General features: G+C 71.2%; 16 protein-coding genes. 10 read left to right on the top strand and 6 right to left on the bottom strand.

Annotated elements, in window-relative coordinates:
- Window positions 1-5: 5 nt before the first annotated feature.
- The 5 genes from ACX9TP_RS39675 to ACX9TP_RS39655 all read right to left on the bottom strand — a co-directional run bounded on the left by ACX9TP_RS39675 (window position 6) and on the right by ACX9TP_RS39655 (window position 7,053).
- Complete coding sequence (locus ACX9TP_RS39675) at window positions 6-2,486, bottom strand: xanthine dehydrogenase family protein molybdopterin-binding subunit (RefSeq protein WP_482975875.1); 2,481 nt, start codon at window positions 2,484-2,486, stop codon at window positions 6-8.
- Window positions 2,486-3,130 carry a (2Fe-2S)-binding protein gene (locus ACX9TP_RS39670; protein ID WP_482975874.1) on the bottom strand — a complete coding sequence of 215 codons (645 nt, stop codon included), beginning with the start codon at window positions 3,128-3,130 and terminating at the stop codon, window positions 2,486-2,488. Before ACX9TP_RS39670 ends, ACX9TP_RS39675 begins: the two co-directional genes overlap by 1 nt.
- A 158-nt stretch (window positions 3,131-3,288) precedes the next feature.
- On the bottom strand, window positions 3,289-5,331 hold the full coding sequence (locus ACX9TP_RS39665; RefSeq protein ID WP_482975873.1) for a tetratricopeptide repeat protein: 2,043 nt from the start codon (window positions 5,329-5,331) through the stop codon (window positions 3,289-3,291).
- A 496-nt stretch (window positions 5,332-5,827) separates the two neighbouring features.
- Window positions 5,828-6,421 carry a PH domain-containing protein gene (locus ACX9TP_RS39660; protein WP_482975872.1) on the bottom strand — a complete coding sequence of 198 codons (594 nt, stop codon included), beginning with the start codon at window positions 6,419-6,421 and terminating at the stop codon, window positions 5,828-5,830.
- Window positions 6,418-7,053, bottom strand: coding sequence for an RNA polymerase sigma factor (locus ACX9TP_RS39655; RefSeq protein WP_482975871.1), 636 nt, complete (start codon window positions 7,051-7,053; stop codon window positions 6,418-6,420). The genes ACX9TP_RS39660 and ACX9TP_RS39655 overlap by 4 nt, the downstream gene beginning before the upstream one ends.
- A gap of 144 nt (window positions 7,054-7,197) precedes the next feature.
- Here ACX9TP_RS39655 and ACX9TP_RS39650 point away from each other — a divergent pair, with 144 nt between their 5' ends.
- The 6 genes from ACX9TP_RS39650 to ACX9TP_RS39625 all read left to right on the top strand — a co-directional run bounded on the left by ACX9TP_RS39650 (window position 7,198) and on the right by ACX9TP_RS39625 (window position 11,902).
- Entirely contained in the window at window positions 7,198-8,220 is a 1,023-nt protein-coding gene (locus ACX9TP_RS39650; protein WP_482975870.1) for a hypothetical protein, read from the top strand.
- Window positions 8,221-8,452: 232 nt separating this feature from the next.
- A complete protein-coding gene (locus tag ACX9TP_RS39645; protein WP_482982290.1) occupies window positions 8,453-9,211 on the top strand; it encodes a hypothetical protein in 759 nt (252 codons plus the stop codon).
- The gene (locus ACX9TP_RS39640) at window positions 9,211-9,807 is read left to right on the top strand and encodes a toxin-antitoxin system YwqK family antitoxin (RefSeq protein WP_482975869.1); all 597 of its coding nucleotides are present in this window, start codon (window positions 9,211-9,213) and stop codon (window positions 9,805-9,807) included. Before ACX9TP_RS39645 ends, ACX9TP_RS39640 begins: the two co-directional genes overlap by 1 nt.
- Before the next feature lie 160 nt (window positions 9,808-9,967).
- Window positions 9,968-10,969, top strand: coding sequence for a S1 family peptidase (locus ACX9TP_RS39635; RefSeq protein ID WP_482975868.1), 1,002 nt, complete (start codon window positions 9,968-9,970; stop codon window positions 10,967-10,969).
- A gap of 97 nt (window positions 10,970-11,066) precedes the next feature.
- Entirely contained in the window at window positions 11,067-11,699 is a 633-nt protein-coding gene (locus ACX9TP_RS39630; RefSeq protein ID WP_482975867.1) for a hypothetical protein, read from the top strand.
- A complete protein-coding gene (locus ACX9TP_RS39625; RefSeq protein ID WP_482975866.1) occupies window positions 11,696-11,902 on the top strand; it encodes a hypothetical protein in 207 nt (68 codons plus the stop codon). Before ACX9TP_RS39630 ends, ACX9TP_RS39625 begins: the two co-directional genes overlap by 4 nt.
- Here ACX9TP_RS39625 and ACX9TP_RS39620 read toward each other — a convergent pair.
- Window positions 11,899-12,144, bottom strand: a complete 246-nt coding sequence (locus tag ACX9TP_RS39620; RefSeq protein ID WP_482975865.1) for a hypothetical protein — start codon at window positions 12,142-12,144, stop codon at window positions 11,899-11,901. The genes ACX9TP_RS39625 and ACX9TP_RS39620 overlap by 4 nt on opposite strands.
- Window positions 12,145-12,207: 63 nt before the next feature.
- Here ACX9TP_RS39620 and ACX9TP_RS39615 point away from each other — a divergent pair, with 63 nt between their 5' ends.
- From ACX9TP_RS39615 to ACX9TP_RS39600, 4 genes are all read left to right on the top strand, one after another.
- Complete coding sequence (locus ACX9TP_RS39615) at window positions 12,208-13,455, top strand: MFS transporter (protein WP_482975864.1); 1,248 nt, start codon at window positions 12,208-12,210, stop codon at window positions 13,453-13,455.
- A gap of 155 nt (window positions 13,456-13,610) precedes the next feature.
- Window positions 13,611-14,435, top strand: a complete 825-nt coding sequence (locus ACX9TP_RS39610) for an SDR family oxidoreductase (RefSeq protein ID WP_482975863.1) — start codon at window positions 13,611-13,613, stop codon at window positions 14,433-14,435.
- A 108-nt stretch (window positions 14,436-14,543) separates the two neighbouring features.
- A complete protein-coding gene (locus ACX9TP_RS39605; RefSeq protein WP_482975862.1) occupies window positions 14,544-15,818 on the top strand; it encodes a family 16 glycosylhydrolase in 1,275 nt (424 codons plus the stop codon).
- Between the two features lie 32 nt (window positions 15,819-15,850).
- Complete coding sequence (locus ACX9TP_RS39600) at window positions 15,851-17,263, top strand: RICIN domain-containing protein (protein WP_482975861.1); 1,413 nt, start codon at window positions 15,851-15,853, stop codon at window positions 17,261-17,263.

Below are 17,263 nucleotides of genomic sequence, written 5' to 3'. Positions count from 1 at the left end.
CCGTCTCAGGTGGTGCGCAGCGCCGCGAGCACGTTCGCCGGCGTCATCGGGAGCGTGCGGATGCGCTTGCCCGTCGCGTTGTAGAAGGCGTTGGCCACCGCCGCCGCCGTCGCCACGTTGGCGGGCTCGGCCACGCCGCGCGCGTCCGTGGAGGACTGCGCGCCGAGCTGCTCCAGGAGGATGACCTCGATTTTCGGCACCTCGCGCGAGCCGACAATCTTGTACTGGTCCACGTTGGCGTTGAGCTGGTGGCCGCTGCCCGGGTCCAGGTGGCGCTCCTCGTAGAGCGCGTAGCTGACGCCCTGAATCACGCCGCCGAAAATCTGGCTCTCGGTGAGCTTGGGGTTGATGGGGCGCCCGCAGTCGTGCACGGCGACCACGCGCTCCACCTTGACGATGCCCGTCTCCGTGTCGACCTCGACCTCGGCGAACTGCACGCCGCCGATGCCGTGCTTGCTGATGCTCATGTCCGGGGTGGAGAACGCGTAGCCCTCGTAGTCGTCACGGCGGTCGGCGCGGTGGGACAACTCGCGCACGCCGGCCTTCTTCACCGCGTCGCGGAAGGGCATCGCGGAGGACGCCTTGCCCTTCACCATCACCTTGCCGTCGGCGAAGACGATGTCGTCCGCGCTCGCCTTGAACAGGGGCGCGATTCGCGCGGCCAGGTCGCGGGCGGCGCGGTGGGCGGCGTTGCGGGCGGCGGGCGTCAGCGAGCTGGTGACGCGGCTGCCGCCCGAGGCCGGCCCCTGCGGATAGCGCGAGTCACCGACATACGCGCCGATGTCCTCGGGCCGCAGGCCGAACTCCTCCGCCACCACCTGCGCGAGGATGGTGCGCGTCCCCGTGCCGATGTCCTGCGTGGCGCTGAAGGCCTCCACGGAGCCGTCTCCGGACACGCGCACCTCGCACGAGGTGTTGCGGTGGACGAGGTAGAGCCACTGGGACTGGGCGACGCCCAGGCCCCGCTTGATGGGCCCCTTGTCCGAGCCCGCGGGCCGCCGCTTGCTCCAGCCGACCTTGTCGGCGCCCACCTTGCGCTCCTGGGCGCGGGCCCGGGCGTCGTCGGTGTCGGAGACGTCAATCTTCGCCCGGAGCGCGAGCGCGTCCATGCCGATGCGCTCGGCCAGCTCGTCGATGGTCTGCTCGAGGGCGAAGATGCCCTGCACCTGGCCGGGCGCGCGGAAGGCGGCGCAAGGGCCGGCGTTGGTGAAGACGTCGTACTGCTCCACGCTCACGTTGGGGCACTCGTAGAGCGTGGAGTGGCAGAAGCCGACGCCCGCGCCTCCGGCCACGCCGCCGCTGCCGTACGCCTGGAGCTGGAGCGCGACGAGCGAGCCGTCCCGCTTCGCGCCCACCTTGAGCCGCTGGATGCTGTTGGGACGGTTGCCGCCCGACACGTGCTCCTCGCGGCGGTCCAGCACCATCCGCACCGGCGCCCGGGCCTTGCGCGACAGGTGGATGGCGAGCAGGCCGAAGTTGCCGATGCCGTACTTCGCGCCGAAGCCGCCTCCGGTGAAGTCGCTGATGACGCGCACCTTGTTCTTCGGAAGGTCGAAGAGCTCGGCCGCCTCGTCCCGCACGCTGCCCACCCACTGGGTGGACGCGTAGAGGGTGAGCATGTCGTCCTTCCAGTCCGCGACGAGCCCGTGCGGCTCCATGGGCACGTGCGTCTGCACCTGGGTGCGGTACTCCGCCTCGACGACCACCTCGGACTCACGGAAGCCCTTGGCCACGTCTCCGCGCGGGCCCATGCCTCGCGGCTTCGTGTCGGGGCCGCGCACGTTGCCCTTCTGCGGCAGGCCCGGCGGCGCGCCGCCGCCTCCCGCGGTGGCGGGCTGCTCGGTGGGGCCGGGGAAGACGCGAGGCGCGTTCTCCTTCATCGCCGCCTCCAGGTCGGTGACGTGGGGAAGCGGCTCGTACTCCACCTTGATGAGGCGGGCCGCGGCCTCGGCGGCGCGGGGCGAGTCCGCCGCCACCGCGGCGATGGGCTGGCCCGCGTAGCGGATGGTGGGGTAGCGGCCCTGCTCCGCCTTCGGGTCCCTCAGCTTCGCCGAGGCGAGCAGGCGCTCCATGATGTGGACGGCGCGCACGCCCGGGTAGCGCTCGGCCGCCGAGGTGTCGATGGACTTGATGCGCGCGTGCGGCAGCGGTGAGAGGACGCGCTGGCCCCAGAGCATCCCCGGGAGCTGGATGTCGAAGGTGTAGCGGGCGCGGCCGGTGACCTTCTCCACGCCGTCCAGGCGGGAGACGGGCTTGCCGATGGACTTCAGCTTCGCGTTCTCCGGCAGGGGCGGCGGCTCGTCGAGCGGCACCCGCCGCGTGACTTCCTTCATGCCGGCGCCGACGATGCCGTACTGCATCGTCTGCTCCCGCGAGGGGCCGGGGTTGGGAGGGGGAGGCTTCTGGGGGCTGCCCGTCTGGGCCTTCTGGCCGTCGGTGGGCTTCGCGGTGCCCTGCGTACCGGTGGTGTCCTTGACGTCCTGCATCAGCTCTTCCCCTTGCCCTTGCCGCTCGCCTGGGCTGCCGCGAGGGTGGCCTTGAAGACGTTGGGATAGGTGCCGCACCGGCACAGGTGGCCACTGACCGCCTGCTTCACGTCATCGAGCGAGCACTTCGGGTTGCGCTCCACCAGCGCGGCGCAGCTCATCACCATGCCGGGCGTGCAGAAGCCGCACTGGAGCGCGTCGTTCTCCACGAAGGCGCGCTGCACCGGGTGCAGCTCTTCCCCGCGCGCCAGGCCTTCGATGGTGGTGACCTTCCTGCCGCGCGCGTCGAGGGCCAGCGTCATGCAGCTCGCGGCCACCTCGCCGTCGAGCCACACCGTGCACGCCGAGCACGCGCCGCGGTCACAGCCCACCTTCGTCCCCGTCATCCCGAGCTGGTTGCGCAGCAGCTCGGCCAGCGTGGTGCCGGGGTCGGCCTGGACGGAAACAGCGCGGCCGTTGATGTTGAGCTGGAGGGTGGAGGGCTCGGGCCCCAGGACGGCGGGCCCGGCCTGGGTCGCCGCCTGCGCGGCCGTCTGTACCAGGGTGGCGGTTAGCGCGGAGGCACCCGCGCCGGTGAAGAAGGCGCGGCGGCTGAGCCTGGGCAGCAGGGGCTTGGGGTCGGAGTCATCATCGGATGGGGCCAATGTCGAATGCTCCTCTCGACCCCATCGTTACAGAAGCCCTCCGTCGTTCATCAAACCTGTCTGTAACATTCGTGGCGACAATTTCGGCTTCTCAACGAAACGCGAGGGGTAGGGAACAGGCTCTGGGGAGATCTCGTCAGACGCGGGTGACGCACCGCTCACCACGAGGCGCCCAGCTCGAACAGCAGCACGTGCTTCTCGTAGTTGCCATTCGTGTAGTCGTAGGCATGGCAGCGGTAGTCCGGCGCGGTGCAGGCACCGGCCTCGTCTTCGAGCCGCGTGTCCACGTTGGAGCGATTCACCAGCAGCTCGTAGCGTGTGGAGAGCTGCAGCCACCGGGACAGCCGCGCGCTCAAGCTGACGCCCAACGTGAAGCGCCAGTCCTGGCGTCGCCGTGGGTTCCAGGCCTCCGCGCTTCCATTCAACGGGGTGACGCGCAGGTAGCTGTCGCGCAGATAGCCGCGCCGCTCCAGCTCGGCGTCGAGGCTCGCGTCGAGCGTCGGGTCGAGCACGCGGCGGGTGGAGAGGCCCACGGCGTGTCCGGTCCAGCCGAAGGGGATGACGTACTCGCGCGAGGCGCCGGTGGTGTCGGCGGTGGTCTCCTGCACCAGCGTGCCGATGCGGTCCTCGCGGTAGCGGTACCACGCCGTCAGGCTCTGCGCCGGGAGGCGGAACTCCTGGGACAGCATCGCATCCAGGCGGGGGCCGGTGAGGTAGTCGAACTCGCTGGCCAGCCCCGTCTTCCGGGCGAAGGTCAGGTCCAGCCGGGTGCTGGTCAGCTCGCTCTCGTCCACCGCGAGCCAGCCCCAGCCATTCACCGAGCCCTGCAGCCCACGGAAGTCCGAGAGGCCGGTGAAGAACAGGTCGCCTCCGGCGGAGAGGCCCACGCGCACCCGACGGGCCGCTTCCCACTCCACGGTGGCCGCCGCGCGGTGCAGTTGCAGCGAGTAGTCGCGCACGGACTCGAGCGTGTAGATGCGCTGGCTTCCGCCGTAGGAGAGGTGGGCGAACAGCGTATCGGAGAGGCGGCGGCGGGCCGCGAGCCCCACCCCTGCCTCCAGGAAGGCGCTGGCGGTCTCCACGTTGGTGCTCGCCCCGGACACGTCGCGCGCCGCCACGCCGACCTGCAGCACGTTGCTGTCGAAGCCTCCGCCTGCGCCGGCGGATAGCTGCAAACCCGGGCCGCTCGCGCGCAGGCCGAAGGAGAGGCGGTCGAGGTACTGGTAGGCGGTGCCCCGGTCCGCCGGGGTCAATGAGAGCGCGAGGGCCGCGGTGAGGTCCTCGCGTGCCACCGCGCGGGCTCCCGTCCTCCAGGCGGAGGCTCCGGCCATGAGGCGCGCGCGGCCCGAGGTCGGGTCTGCCGCCGCCGCCCGGAGGAAGTGTGCTCGCGCTTCGTCGAAGCGTCCCGCGTCGAAGGACACCAGGCCCAGGCTGTAGGCCGCGTCGCTCTCGCTCACGGCGCGTCCCTGGGCCTGGGCGACGAGGGCACGCAGTTCCTCCACCTGGAGGGCTTCGCGCTCGGAGGCGCCGGGCGCGGCGCGGTCCGCCCACGTGGCGGCGCGCTCGGGTGAGCCGGCATCGAGCGCGGCGAAGCCCGCGTTCAGCCAGGCGACCCGCGCGAGCGTCGCGTCGGTGCCGGCGTCGACGAAGGCCTGCTCGGCTTCCTCGAAGCGGCCCAGCGCGTAGAGACAGGCGCCCCGGTTGAAGTTCCAGAAGGCGGGCTCCGGCGCGTCCTCCGCGCGCCCCGCTGCGTCGAGCGCCTCCAGGGCCTCGGAGGGGCGCCCCGAGCGAAAGCGGGCGAGCCCCACGAGGTAGAGCGCGGCACCGAGCCGCGGAGGCTGGGCGCCTTCCAGGGCAAGTCGTTCCGCCTCCGCGTAGTCGCCCCGGGAGAACGCCTCCTGCGCGGAGGCGAGCGGGTCGGCCGTGGTGGCCTGGGCCACGAGCTTCGTCTGCGCAGATGTGCCATGCGCGAACGGCACCTGGGCGGAGGCAATCAGGTCGGCCGTGGCTGACAGGGCCGCGAGCTCCGCCTGCGCGGATGTGCCATGGGCGAACGCCGCCTGCGCCGGAGCAAGCGGGCCCGTCGTGGCCCCTCGGGCCATGAGCACCGCCTGTCCATGGGCGAACGCTGCCTGTGCCGGGGCAAGCGGAGCTGTCGTGGCCACCAGGGCCACGAGCGCGAGCGCTGGGGCGACCGTCATCGTCGCGGCTGTTCGGGCGACGGTGGCGGTGGTGGCGCCGAGGGAGGCGGCTGTGCGCCGTCGGTCCGGGGAGACGACGGAGGTCGCGCGCGCCCGTCACCTCCCGGAGGAGGAGGCCCGCCGCCGGTCCGCCCCGGTCCCGGAGACCGCTTGTTGTCGCGGGACTCCGAGCCGGGCGGCGGTCGCACGGCATCCCCGCGCGGAGGTGGCGCCGGTCGCTCCAGCCGCATGCGACCGAAGATGGTGTCGACCTTCTCTCCAGGCGCGATGACGTCCACCGTATGGGAGCTGCGCACGCGCGCTCCCGGCTCGGAGGCGGGCGGCGCCGGGGCCGGCGCCGGCACATTCTTCATCGGAGCCTCCGGAGCCCGCACCGCCCCCGTCTCCGTGGAAGGAGGCGGAGTCGCGGGTGCGGCCTGCTCCTGTGCCCGAGCGTCACCGGCGACGAACAGGACGAGCGCCGCGAAGGCCGCGGCAATCCCTGGCGAAGACCTGTTCATCCGTCCGTCACCTCCAGCACCACGTCGTGCTCGATGCGCTGGCCGCCGGCGCGAGCCTCGGCCGTCACGAGGTAGCGGCCCGGCCGCTGCCCGCGCACCGCGATGGGGATGACGTTGCTACCCGCGCTGAGCGCCTGGGTCCACTGGAAGGAGCGCAGCGGCAGTTCCTCTCCATCCGCCCAGAAGGAGAGCCCCTCCGGAAGGCTCACCTGGAAGTCCGCCTGGGCCACCGCCACGTCCGCCGTGAAGTCCAGCTTGATGACCGCCACCTTGCTCACGGGCACCTGGGTCCCCGGCACCGCGAGCGGCCGAGCCGCCACGGCGGGCGGCGGGGCAGGGGGCTCCCACACCGCGCCCAGCACCAGGAACGCGGCGACGCCGGCCGCGACACCCACCGAGGGCCAGACCACGGGAGCCCGGTGCCGGAAGAGCCAGCGCACCCAATCCCACCCGGGGGCGGGGTCCGGCGGCCCGGCGTCCACCAGGCGCCGATGCAGCGCGGACTGGAAGTCGAAGGAGGGCGGCTCGTCCCGCAGTGCTCCCAGGCGCTCGCGCAGCGCGCGGTCCTCGGTCTCTTCGGGCTCACTCATCTACCGCTCCTCGAACCATCTGACGAAACATCCCCATTGAATGTTCCCACCGACCCACCCCCATCCTGGCTCCCGGGGGCCTGTCCGCCCGCCAGCAGGGTGCGAAGCTGCGTCCGGCCCCGTGACAGGCGCGACTTCACCGTGCCCACCGGCACCCCTTCGATGGCGGCCACCTCTTCATAGCTGTACCCCTCGACATCGAAGAGCACCACCGCCGTGCGGAACTCCGCCGGCAGCGCCCGCAGCGCGCGCCACAGCCGCTCCTTCTCCTCCGCCCGGGCGATGCCCTCGTCGGCGGGCTCGGCGCCCGACGGGGCCCGGACGTGCTCCACCTCCAGCGGCTCCTCCAGGGCGCGCTCCCGGCCGGCGCGGCTGCGCGTAGCGTCGAAGAAGACGTTGCGCACCACCGAGTAGAGCCACGTCTTGAAGGCGGACTGGAAGCGGAACGAGCGCAGGCTCTTGTAGACCTTCACCAGCGCTTCCTGCGCCAGGTCGTCCACGTCCGCGTCCGAGGCGGCGAAGGCCCGCGCGAAGCGGCGCACCTGCGGCATGTGCGAAGCGATGAGGAGCTCGAAGGCGCGCACGCTGCCGTCCTGGGCCTCGGTGATGAGTGCGCGCAGCTCGTCGTTCACGTTCAAGCCGCCAGTGTAGCGGTGCGCGCGGCGCACTTCGCAAGCACGGAAGCGACGAGTGCCGGGAACACGAAATTAATTCCTCTCGTCCCATGGGCGCAGTGGGAAGCGGGCCGGGCACTGAAACACCAAGGAGCACGAACGATGCGCAGGAACAGGGGCAGTCAGTGGCTTGGAGCACTCGCACTCGCAGCGGGCGCGATGACGGCGGGTTGCAGCTCGGACAAGACGGCCGACGAGGCCACCTCGGAGGTCTCCCAGGCCGTGGAGGCCGTCTCGGATTCGAGCGACGCGGTGGAGGTCTCCAGCCTGCTGCACGGCCTGGACAAGCTGCGCCCGCAGGCGGTGGAGGGCTTCCACTGTGATGACAGCCCGGACATCACCACCGTGGAGGTCTGCGGCCAGAGCCTGCCGGCCACAGTCCACCTCGAGTGGACCGACTGCGCCGCGCCCACGCGTCCCGGCGGTGGCCGTGGGCCCGGCGGTGGCGGCGGCCGTGGCCCCGGCGGCGGTGGTGGCATGCCTCCTCCAGAGGGCACGGACGGCACCGTGCGAGCCCACTCCGCCGGAGGTCCCGGCGATGGCGGCCCGCGCGGAGGCCGCGGCCCGCACGGCGGACCTTCCACGGGCACGGTGGACATCGCGACCACGTACACGGCGCCGGAGAACTGCGAGGGCGCGGTGACGCAGGAGCAGACGGTCACCTTCCAGATTTCCCGCACGAACTCCGATGGTGAGGTCTCCACCGTGCAGGGCACCACCACCTCCTCGGCGGAGCTGACGCTGGGCGCCCCGCCGCGCCAGAAGGCGACGCAGGCGGATGTGACGCGCACGCGGACGGACGCGTCGGGCGCGGTGGTGAGCTCCGTGCACCTGACGGGCTCCCTGTCCGTCGCGTTCTCCAGTGACACGCCGCCGGTGCGCACCATCGACGGCTCGTACTCCGAGGCGTTCCTCGACGGCTCACAGGGCACCGTCACGCTCGCGGCCATCGTCCGGCCGTCGCGCGACGTCTGCCCGTGGCCCACGTCCGGGACGCTGACGCGCGCCACCGCTGACGGTGAGACGCACGTGCTGGCCTTCGGCCCCGAGTGCGGCGACGCGACGCTCGACGGCACCGCGGTGGACCTGCCCGAGCGCGGCGAGCGAGGTGGGGGACGCCGCTAGGTCTTCCCCGAGGTACCGCGGCCCGGGGGCGCTTCACCTTCCCCCTCGCCAGCCCCCGGGCCGCGGCCTCTCTTTCCGAGCTCCTCCGGAGCAACTCGTGGGTCGCAATCGCCCCTGTCTCGCTGAGCGGGGTGATTCTCATTTTCTGGGGTTTCGGTTTGACCGCTGCTCCTCTGCCTTCCTAGTTTCTCGCTGTTCGTGCGTGAAGCCGACGCGCGGAATCGAGAACGCGATGAAGGCGCAGTGGTTGTGCGGAATGACGGTGGTCCTGGCGATGTCGCTGGCGGGCTGTTCGGACGAGCCCCAGGCGCAGGGGGAAGAGGCGCAGGGCTTCGCGCTCCTCCAGCGTGACGAGACGACGCTCGAGGCCACCTACAGCGCGGGTGGCGCGTCGGTGCGGATGCTGGTGGTGGAGACGGAGTCCAAGGTCGTCGAGGTGACGTACGACTTCGGTGAGCCGGTCATCGGGTTCCACATCGACTTCAACCAGGGCACGGGCAGCTTCCTCCCCAGCGGTGGGGCGCTGGACGCGGCGCAGTCCGAGCTGATGGGGCCGCTGCTGGACGGCGTCACGAAGCTCGTGGCCGAGACGGACGAGGCCCGGCGCACGCGCGTCGAGGACGTGGCGATGCGCCAGACGAGCTTCATGCAAATCGTCCCGGTGGGCGAGCTGCTCACGGGCTACGAGTTCGTCTCCGAGCGCGGCTGGACGCACCTGTCCTGCACCTGCGGCAACCAGTACATCGGCTCCGGCTACTACCGTCAGGCGGGCCGGGGCTGCGGCTGCACCGGCGGCTCGGGCGGTGGTTGCAAGGGCCGCTGCGGCCAGGGCTGCGGCATCACCAGCACGCCCCCGTGCGTGGGCACCACGGCGTACACGCAGGACTGCGCCAAGCACGACTACGGCCTGGGCAGCTTCGCGGCGGCGTCCGATGACTACTCGTTCGCCAGCAACAACTGCAGCTGCAGCGGCGTGGGCACCTGCGGCTGATGGCCTCCGTCAAGACATGGGTGGCGCTGGCCGCCATCCTGGGTGTGGCGTCAGGCTGTAGCCGGTCCTCCTCCGGTCCCTGTCCCGATGGCGCGCGGCTGCACGGCCGCGCGCCGCCGGACGGCACCGTGCAGTGGTGCGCGAAGCCCGACGGCGTGAAGCATGGTCGCTGGGCGGAGTGGCACCCCAGCGGCAAGCTCAAGACGGAGGGCCAGTACGTCGACGGGAAGATGGAAGGCCGCTGGGTGAGCTACTTCGAGGGCGGCGTGAAGCAGCTCGAGGGCGAGTACCGCGGTGGTCTCAAGCAGGGCCTGTGGACCCTCTATTACGAAGAGGGGCAGAAGAACCGCGAGGAGGTCCACACCGCCGGCTCGAAGGAGCTGAAGTGGACGGCGTGGCGCTCCGACGGGCAGAAGTGGGCCGAGGGCACGCTCGTCGGGCACCAGGCGCAGGGCCCGTATTCCGAGTGGCACCCGAACGGAAAGCTCGCCGTGACGGGGGACTACGCGAACGGCGCGAAGGCGGGGGAGTGGAAGTACTTCAACGCCGACGGCCAGCCCTCGGAGTCACCGCAGGGTGACTTCGCGAGGGATTGAGCCGGTGGCGCGAGTGAGGCCCGTCCACCCGGGCGGGCTCCTCCTCGCGCTGCTCCTCGCGGCGTCGGGCGCGTGCGACGGGCCGCATGCGCCCGTCCCCGTCCCCGCGGCGACGCGGCAGCCTGTGGTAGGCGGAGCACCGGAGTCCGGCTTCCCGGCGGTGGGCGCCATCGTCCCGGTGTCGCCCACGTGCGGCGAGCCGGACGCGGCGTCGCCCGTCACCTGCACGGGAACGCTCGTCGCCCCCCGCGTCGTCCTGACGGCGGCGCACTGCGTGGAGAACACCGACGCGCCGCAGGTCCTCTCGGTGGTGTTCGCGTCGGAGACCGCGCGGGCGCTCGGCAGGGAGCGTGTGCGCGCCGTCGCGGGCCGGCTCCACCCCGACTGGCGCGCTGGTGCGCACGACATCGGGGTGCTCATCCTGGCCGAGGACGCGCCCGTCCCGCCGGTGCCCCTGCGCACGGCCCCGCTGCCGGCGGACATGGTGGGGCGGACGACGCGGGTGGTGGGCTTTGGCCTGGACGATGAGGGAAGGACGGGCCAGCGGCGCAGCGGCACCGCGCGCGTGACGGCGGTGGACCCGGGCGCCTTCTCCATCGAGATGGCCCCCTCCATGTCGTGCGGCGGCGACAGCGGCGGCCCCTCCTTCCTGGCGCTCGACGGCGCCGAGCACCTCATCGGCGTCACCTCGTTCGGAGACCTCGCCTGCACGACGGGCACGAACACGCGCGTGGACGCGCATGCGGACTTCCTCCAGGCGGTCATCGAAGACGTCGCCCACGCGCCGCCCACGCGGCCCGCGCTCGACGCGGCGGTGGACGCATGCACGGTGCGCTGTGAGTCCCATGCCGACTGCCCTTCGGGCATGGCCTGTGTCGACCAGCCCGGGGGAGGGCGGAGCTGCGCGGTGGCGGGCCTGGAGGCCGGTCGCTTCGGCGCGCCCTGCTCCGAGTCGGACGGAGCCAGTCCGTGCGTGAAGGCGGGCGACACGTGCCGGCTGTGGCTGCCCTGCGCAGAGGAGACAATAGAAGGAGGGGGCTGCTCGCTGGCGGGGGGCACCGCCGGGGCGGGGACCTGCGCTACGCTGTTCGCATTGGCTCTTGGCCTGGTGCGTCGTCGCTCCAGACGCACTCCTGGTGGCTCTCGCGTTCCCAGGAAGTGAAAAGTGCGTAGAGGTAGGCAAAGGTCAGCAACCTTTCTTCGCCGTCCGCGATAACTCGTCTGTAGGCTTTCTCGCCGCCCCCGCGAAGGCACTCCCCATGAAGCTCAACCGGAAGACGCCCCCTCCTTCCCCCCGAATCGAGTCGGCCTCCCCGCCGAAGTCGCCCACCTCGTCCGTCAAGGGTGGCTCCTCGCCCGGCCCGTCGCGGACGAACTCGGTCTCCTCCCCGTCGACGTCCGCCCCCGCGAAGAAGCAGGACGACTTCGACACCGGCTCGCCGCGTCCGCGCCCGTCGCGCCGCCCGTCCAACGCCAGCACCGAGCAGGTGCACGGCCCGGACGCGAGCGGAGCGAAGAAGCCCACCACCAACGCGGACATCCGCAAGTGGTACCTGGACAAGGTGGCGACCATCCCCGAGCTCGACAGGCAGTGGGCCGCCCAGGGCGTCTCCATGGAGGAGCGTGCGAAGCGCGCGGTGGCCATCCGGCACGACGCCCGGCTCGAGGCGCGGAAGATGATGAGCAGCCCGCTGGAAGTCGCGATGCTGCGCGCCCGGGACTTCTTCACCTATGGAAGCATCAACGGTCCGAGCTTCGACCAGCTGGTGAAGAAGGCCGAGGGCAAGGGGCTCCGCGGAGATGACGTCTTCAAGGAGCTCATCGGCAGCTCGAACCGGACCAACCAGACCGTGAACCAGCACATCCTCGGAGAAACGAGGCCCAATTCATGACCGCCGAAGAGCTGATGACCCGGAAGCTGAGCTGGGCGAAGGCCAGTGATCCGCTCCACCCCTTCCGCACGCAGGTGGACGGGCACACGCTGACCATCCGCCTGAATGACTTCCCCGAGGAGTCCATGTACTCGCTCCTCATCGACGGCAATGCGGTCAGCGACTTCGACGACTGGCCGAAAATCTGGAGCCGTCCGAGCTAGCTCCCCGGGCGCGGGCCGAACAGCTCGCGCACCAGGCCCCAGCTGTGGCGCGGCCCGTAGCGCAGGGTGATGAAGACGAGCCCCAGCAGGAAGAAGACGAGGGGGCCCGCCACGCCCCCGACGACGATGCCAGTGAGCAGCCCGCCGAGGCCCCACAGCACGCCCGCGGAGAAGCCCAGCGTCGCGCCCACCACGCCGCCCAGCACCGCTCCACCCAGGATGATGGGCTCGATGAGGTTCATCGTTCTGTCACTCCCTCGCGATTGAGGTTCCCTGCGCGCGCGCCGCCGTCAATCATCCGGCACATGGACGTGCCCTCGCCAGCCCAGCCCGTACCCCTCGCCGTCCAGCGCCGTGTGCGGGCGCTCGTCTTCATCACCGTGTTCCTGGACCTGGTGGGCTTCGGGCTCATCATCCCGCTGCTGCCCTTCTACGTGGAGTCCATGGGCGGCTCGGCGACGACGGCGGGCGTGCTGCTCGCGCTGTTCTCCTCCGCGCAGCTGGTGGCCACGCCCGTGCTCGGGCGGCTGTCGGACCGCGTGGGCCGGCGGCCCGTCATCCTGCTGAGCCTTCTGGGCAACGCGGTGTCCATGGCCCTCTTCGCGTACGCCACCCACGTGCACCTGCTGCCCGTGCTCTTCACCTCGCGGCTGCTGGCGGGAGCCACCGCGGGCAACCTGGCCGCGTGTCAGGCCGCCGTGGCGGACGTGACGCCCCCGGAGGCGCGGGCCGCGGGGCTGGGCCGCGTGGGCGCCGGCATCGGCCTGGGCATGGTGCTGGGGCCCGTCATCGGCAGCCAGCTCCACGTCCTGGGCGAGTGGGCGCCACCGCTGGCGGCGGCGGTGCTCGCGGCGGCGGCGATGCTGGGCGTCTTCTTCCTCTTCCCCGAGACGCACCCCGACCATGGCCCCAGTGGCGCGAGCGCCACACCGGGCCGCAAGAAGGTGCGGCTGGCCCAGGCGCTGGCCCAGCCGGGCATCGCCCCGATGCTCGTGCTCTTCTTCCTCACCTTCATCGGCATGACCAACCTCCAGGTGTCCTTCGGCCTGCTGGCCCAGGCGCGGTTCGGCTGGGGCGAGCGCGAGGTGGGGCGCCTGTTCGCGCTGATGGGGTTGATGACCTTCCTGCTCCAGGCCTTCGCCATCGGTTGGCTGACGCGCCGGCTGCGCGCAATCACGCTCGTGCTGCTGGGCGCCACGCTGATGGGCGCGGGCCTGGCCTGCATCGCCGTGGCGTCGCACCCGGCCATGCTGGTCGTCGCCATGCTGCTGGTGGGCACGGGCATGGGCATGCTCCAGCCGGTGCTCGCCAGCCTGGCATCCGCGCTGGCCGGCCCCGAATTGCAGGGCGGTGTGCTCGGCATCGCCCAGTCCGCGGGCGGGCTCGCGCGCGTGGTGGGCCCGGTGTGGAGCGGCTTCCTCTATTCGGCGGTCGCCCCCGGTGCGCCCTTCGTGAGCGGCGTCGTCTCCGCCGCGCTGTCACTGGTGGTGGCGGCCACGCTGCGCAACCGCTTCCCGGCGCAACAGCCCGTCCCCGCTACCGTGAAGCGCTGAGTCATTTCAGTGCACGCGCAAACCTTCACGCGCGGCCATGAAAACATCCAGTGCTCCGGCATCAATGACAGTCAATGTCTGCTTTTCGGCCAGGAAGTGCACAGGTTCCAGAGTCTCGGCGTTAATAGAGCCATCACCCCTGAGTAGGAGCATGCATGAGCGACTCACGAGGCAGGGTGGTTCTCATCACCGGCGCATCCTCCGGAATCGGGCAGGCCTGCGCGGAGCTGCTGGGCGCGAGTGGCCACGCGGTGTACGGCACCAGCCGCCGGCCCTCGCCGGATGGCGCGCACCACAAGATGCTGGAGATGGACGTCACCCAGGATGACTCCGTCCAGCGCGCGGTGGAGGCGGTGCTGGCGGCGGAGGGGCGCATCGACGTGGTGGTGAACAACGCCGGCTTCGTCATGGCGGGCGCGGTGGAGGACGTCTCCATCGACGAGGCCCGGCGGCAACTGGACACCAACTTCTTCGGGGTGATGCGCGTGTGCAAGGCGGTGCTGCCGTCGATGCGGGCGCAGCAGTCCGGGCTCATCGTCAACATCAGCTCGCTGGGCGGCGCGGCGGGCCTGCCCTTCCAGGGACTCTATAGCGCCAGCAAGTTCGCGCTGGAGGGGCTCACGGAGAGCCTCCGCCAGGAGGTGGCGCCCTTCGGCATCGAGGCCACGCTGGTGCAGCCCGGCGACGTGCGCACGCGCGTGCGGGAGAACCGCGTGAAGGCGAGCCAGTCCGGCCCCGGCTCCGCGTACCGCGAGGCCTTCATGAAGGTGCTCCAGACGGTGGAGGTGGAGGAAGGGGAGGGCATCGCGCCGGAGGCCGTCGCGCGCAAGGTGCTGGCGCTGACGGAGAAGCGGGGCGTGCGCGTGCGCTACACCGTGGGCCACCTGTCCCAGCGCGCCGCGCTGATGGCCAAGACGCTGCTGCCCTCGCGCACCTTCGAGCAGATGGTGATGTCCCTCTACGGCCTGTCCCGCCGCTGAGCGGACACTTCAACCCCGAGTTCCTCCAACAAAAGAACAAAGTCCACCAATTCAGGCTTTCCCCGTGGTAACGGAGTTCCGCGTAAGCGGACGAACGGGGAGGACTGAATGGCCTGGGAGCTCGGAAGTGGTGCGGCGAGGCGCTGGATGCTGGCGCTCGCCGTCGGGAGTCTGATGCTGGGTGCCGAGGCGGTGGCGGCGCCCGTCGGGCAGACCATCTGGCTGAAGGCGTGCGCCACGCAGCAGTTCGTGTCGGCGGACCAGAACCTGGGCGCCACGGCGCCGCTGGTGGCCAACCGCGCGACGGTGCAGGGCTGGGAGCAGTTCCAGGTCGTCGACGCGGGAGGCGGCACGGTGGCGCTGCGCGCGGCGGGCTCGGGCCTGTACGTGTCGGCCGACACCAACCTGGGCGGGCAGCTCGTCGCCAACCGTCCCACCCTCCAGGACTGGGAGCGGTTCGAGTGGGTGGAGTTGGGCAACGGCTCCATCGGCCTCAAGGCACGGAGCAACGGCCTGTATGTGTCCGCGGACCTGGGCCGCAACGCGTCCGCGCCGCTGTACGCCAGCCGCGCGGCCATTGGCGGGTGCTGGGAGTCCTTCACCTGGGGCGCGGTGGGCGGGAGCGGCAACTGGGTTCAGGTCTGGAGCGACGAGTTCGACGGCACCAGCGTCAACGGCTCCAACTGGTCCCACAACACGGGCGTGCACGTGAATAGCGAGCAGCAGCAGTACACCAGCTCGCCTGGCAACGTGCAGGTCGGCAACGGCACGCTGAAGCTCATCGCGCGCAACGAGTGGAACAACGGCTACCCCTTCACCTCCGGGCGGCTGGAGAGCGCGGGCAAGCGGGAGTTCGGCCACGGCCGCGTCGAGGCGCGCATCAAGATGCCGGTGGGCCCGGGCCTGTGGCCGGCGTTCTGGATGCTCGGCAACGACATCAGCCAGCCCGGGGTCGGCTGGCCCGCGTGCGGCGAGCTGGACATCATGGAGAACGTCGGCTTCGGCAACTGGACGTCCGGCGCGCTGCACGGCCCGGGGTACTCCGGCAACACGCCCATCACCGGCCAGTTCTACCCGAGCTCCCCCGTCAGCGACTGGCACGTGTACCGCACGGAGTTCTCCACCGCGGACATCAAGTGGTTCATCGACGGCGCGCTGGTGAAGACGGTGACGCGCGGCGAGGTGGAGCGGTACGGCCCGTGGGTCTACGACAAGCCCTTCTTCATCATCCTCAACCTGGCGGTCGGCGGCACCTATCCCTTCGGGATGAACGGCGCGAGCACGCCCTACTACGGCGTGCCGCAGTCCACGCTGGACCTCATCCGCCAGACGCCCCAGCAGATGGAAGTCGACTGGGTGCGCGTCTACCAGTGGCAGCAGTAGCCCTCACGTCGAGAACCCTCAAGGAACCCACCATGTCCCTCGAAGTCTCTCATTGGAAACACGTGATGCTCGGGGCCGCGTGCCTCGCCACCCTGCTGGCCTGCGCCGGCGAGCCCGAGTCCGGCTCCCCGTCGCCCGTGGAAACGCTGGAGTCGCCCGCGCTCGCGACGCGAGTCGTCGGCTACTTCCCCACGTGGGCCGGTGACGTCAACGCCATCCCCTACGACAAGCTGACGCACATCAACTACGCCTTCGCGCTCCCCACCGCGCAGGGCGGCCTCACCGGCGTGAGCAGCGGGGACGCGCGGCTGCGCTCGCTGGTGACGGCCGCGCACGCCCGGGGCGTGAAGGTGCTCATCGCGGTGGGCGGCTGGAACGACGGCAACGACAGCGCCTTCGAGCAGATGGCCGCCAACGCCGGCGCGCGCACCACCTTCGTCAACACGCTGGTGTCCTTCGTCAACGCGGCCGGGCTGGACGGCGTGGACCTCGACTGGGAGTACCCGGAGCCCGGCGCGTCCGCGCAGAACTTCGGTGCGCTGGCGCGCGAGCTGGGCGCGGCGATGCGCAGCCGGGGCAAGCTGCTCACCGCGGCCGTCGTGGCCAACGGCTACTACGGCGACGGCATCCCCGCGTCGGCGTTCGCCGACCTGGATTTCATCAACATCATGGCCTACGACGGCGGCCAGCCCCACTCGACGTATGACTACGCCGTCCAGTCGCTCAACTACTGGGTGGGCCGCGGGCTGCCCCGGTCGAAGGCGGTGCTGGGCGTGCCGTTCTACGGACGCTCGCCGTCGTCCTACGTCGCGTACTCGCAGCTCGTCGCCATGGACTCGCAGGCGCCGTACAAGGACAACGTCGGCGACGTCTATTACAACGGCATCGCCACCATCCAGGCGAAGGCGCGGCTCGCGCTCGGGCAGGGTGGGGGCGTGATGATCTGGGAAATCAGCCAGGACACCCAGGGCGCCACGTCGCTCCTGAGCGCCATCGCCCAGGTGCTGCAGTCCTCCGGGGGCGCCGCGTACCGGCTGGTGAACAAGCTGACGGGGAAGTGCGTGGACATCGCCGGCCCCAGCGGCGCGGACGGCACCGCCCTCCACCAGTGGGCCTGCCACACCGGCTCCAGCCAGCAGTGGGTGATGGAGCCGACGGACAGCGGCTATGCGCGCTTCGTCTCGCGCTACAGCGGCAAGGTGCTGGACGTCGCCGAGGTGAGCACCGCCGACGGCGCGCGGCTCCACCAGTGGGGCTGGGTCGGCGGCGCCAACCAGCAGTTCAAGCCCGTGTCGCTGGGCAACGGCTACTACCGGCTGGAGGCGCGGCACAGCGGCAAGGTGCTGGACGTGGCCAACTGCTGGAGCAGCGGTGACGGCACCATCCTCCAGCAGTGGACCTGGTCCAACAACGACTGCCAGCAGTTCCGCATGGAGCCGCTGTAG

The organism is Pyxidicoccus sp. M15 (assembly GCF_056858435.1).
The sequence above is the reverse complement of the archived record's forward strand: the minus strand, read 5'-3'. Positions and strand labels throughout refer to the sequence as shown.

Excerpts from the sequence above, each read along its gene's own strand:
- ACX9TP_RS39675 (WP_482975875.1), bottom strand. The coding sequence starts at position 2,486 with ATGCAGGACGTCAAGGACACCACCGGTACGCAGGGCACCGCGAAGCCC.
- ACX9TP_RS39665 (WP_482975873.1), bottom strand. The coding sequence starts at position 5,331 with ATGACGGTCGCCCCAGCGCTCGCGCTCGTGGCCCTGGTGGCCACGACA.
- ACX9TP_RS39660 (WP_482975872.1), bottom strand. The coding sequence starts at position 6,421 with ATGAGTGAGCCCGAAGAGACCGAGGACCGCGCGCTGCGCGAGCGCCTG.
- ACX9TP_RS39650 (WP_482975870.1), top strand. The coding sequence starts at position 7,198 with ATGCGCAGGAACAGGGGCAGTCAGTGGCTTGGAGCACTCGCACTCGCA.
- ACX9TP_RS39645 (WP_482982290.1), top strand. The coding sequence starts at position 8,453 with ATGAAGGCGCAGTGGTTGTGCGGAATGACGGTGGTCCTGGCGATGTCG.
- ACX9TP_RS39640 (WP_482975869.1), top strand. The coding sequence starts at position 9,211 with ATGGCCTCCGTCAAGACATGGGTGGCGCTGGCCGCCATCCTGGGTGTG.
- ACX9TP_RS39630 (WP_482975867.1), top strand. The coding sequence starts at position 11,067 with ATGAAGCTCAACCGGAAGACGCCCCCTCCTTCCCCCCGAATCGAGTCG.
- ACX9TP_RS39625 (WP_482975866.1), top strand. The coding sequence starts at position 11,696 with ATGACCGCCGAAGAGCTGATGACCCGGAAGCTGAGCTGGGCGAAGGCC.
- ACX9TP_RS39620 (WP_482975865.1), bottom strand. The coding sequence starts at position 12,144 with ATGAACCTCATCGAGCCCATCATCCTGGGTGGAGCGGTGCTGGGCGGC.
- ACX9TP_RS39615 (WP_482975864.1), top strand. The coding sequence starts at position 12,208 with ATGGACGTGCCCTCGCCAGCCCAGCCCGTACCCCTCGCCGTCCAGCGC.
- ACX9TP_RS39610 (WP_482975863.1), top strand. The coding sequence starts at position 13,611 with ATGAGCGACTCACGAGGCAGGGTGGTTCTCATCACCGGCGCATCCTCC.
- ACX9TP_RS39605 (WP_482975862.1), top strand. The coding sequence starts at position 14,544 with ATGGCCTGGGAGCTCGGAAGTGGTGCGGCGAGGCGCTGGATGCTGGCG.
- ACX9TP_RS39600 (WP_482975861.1), top strand. The coding sequence starts at position 15,851 with ATGTCCCTCGAAGTCTCTCATTGGAAACACGTGATGCTCGGGGCCGCG.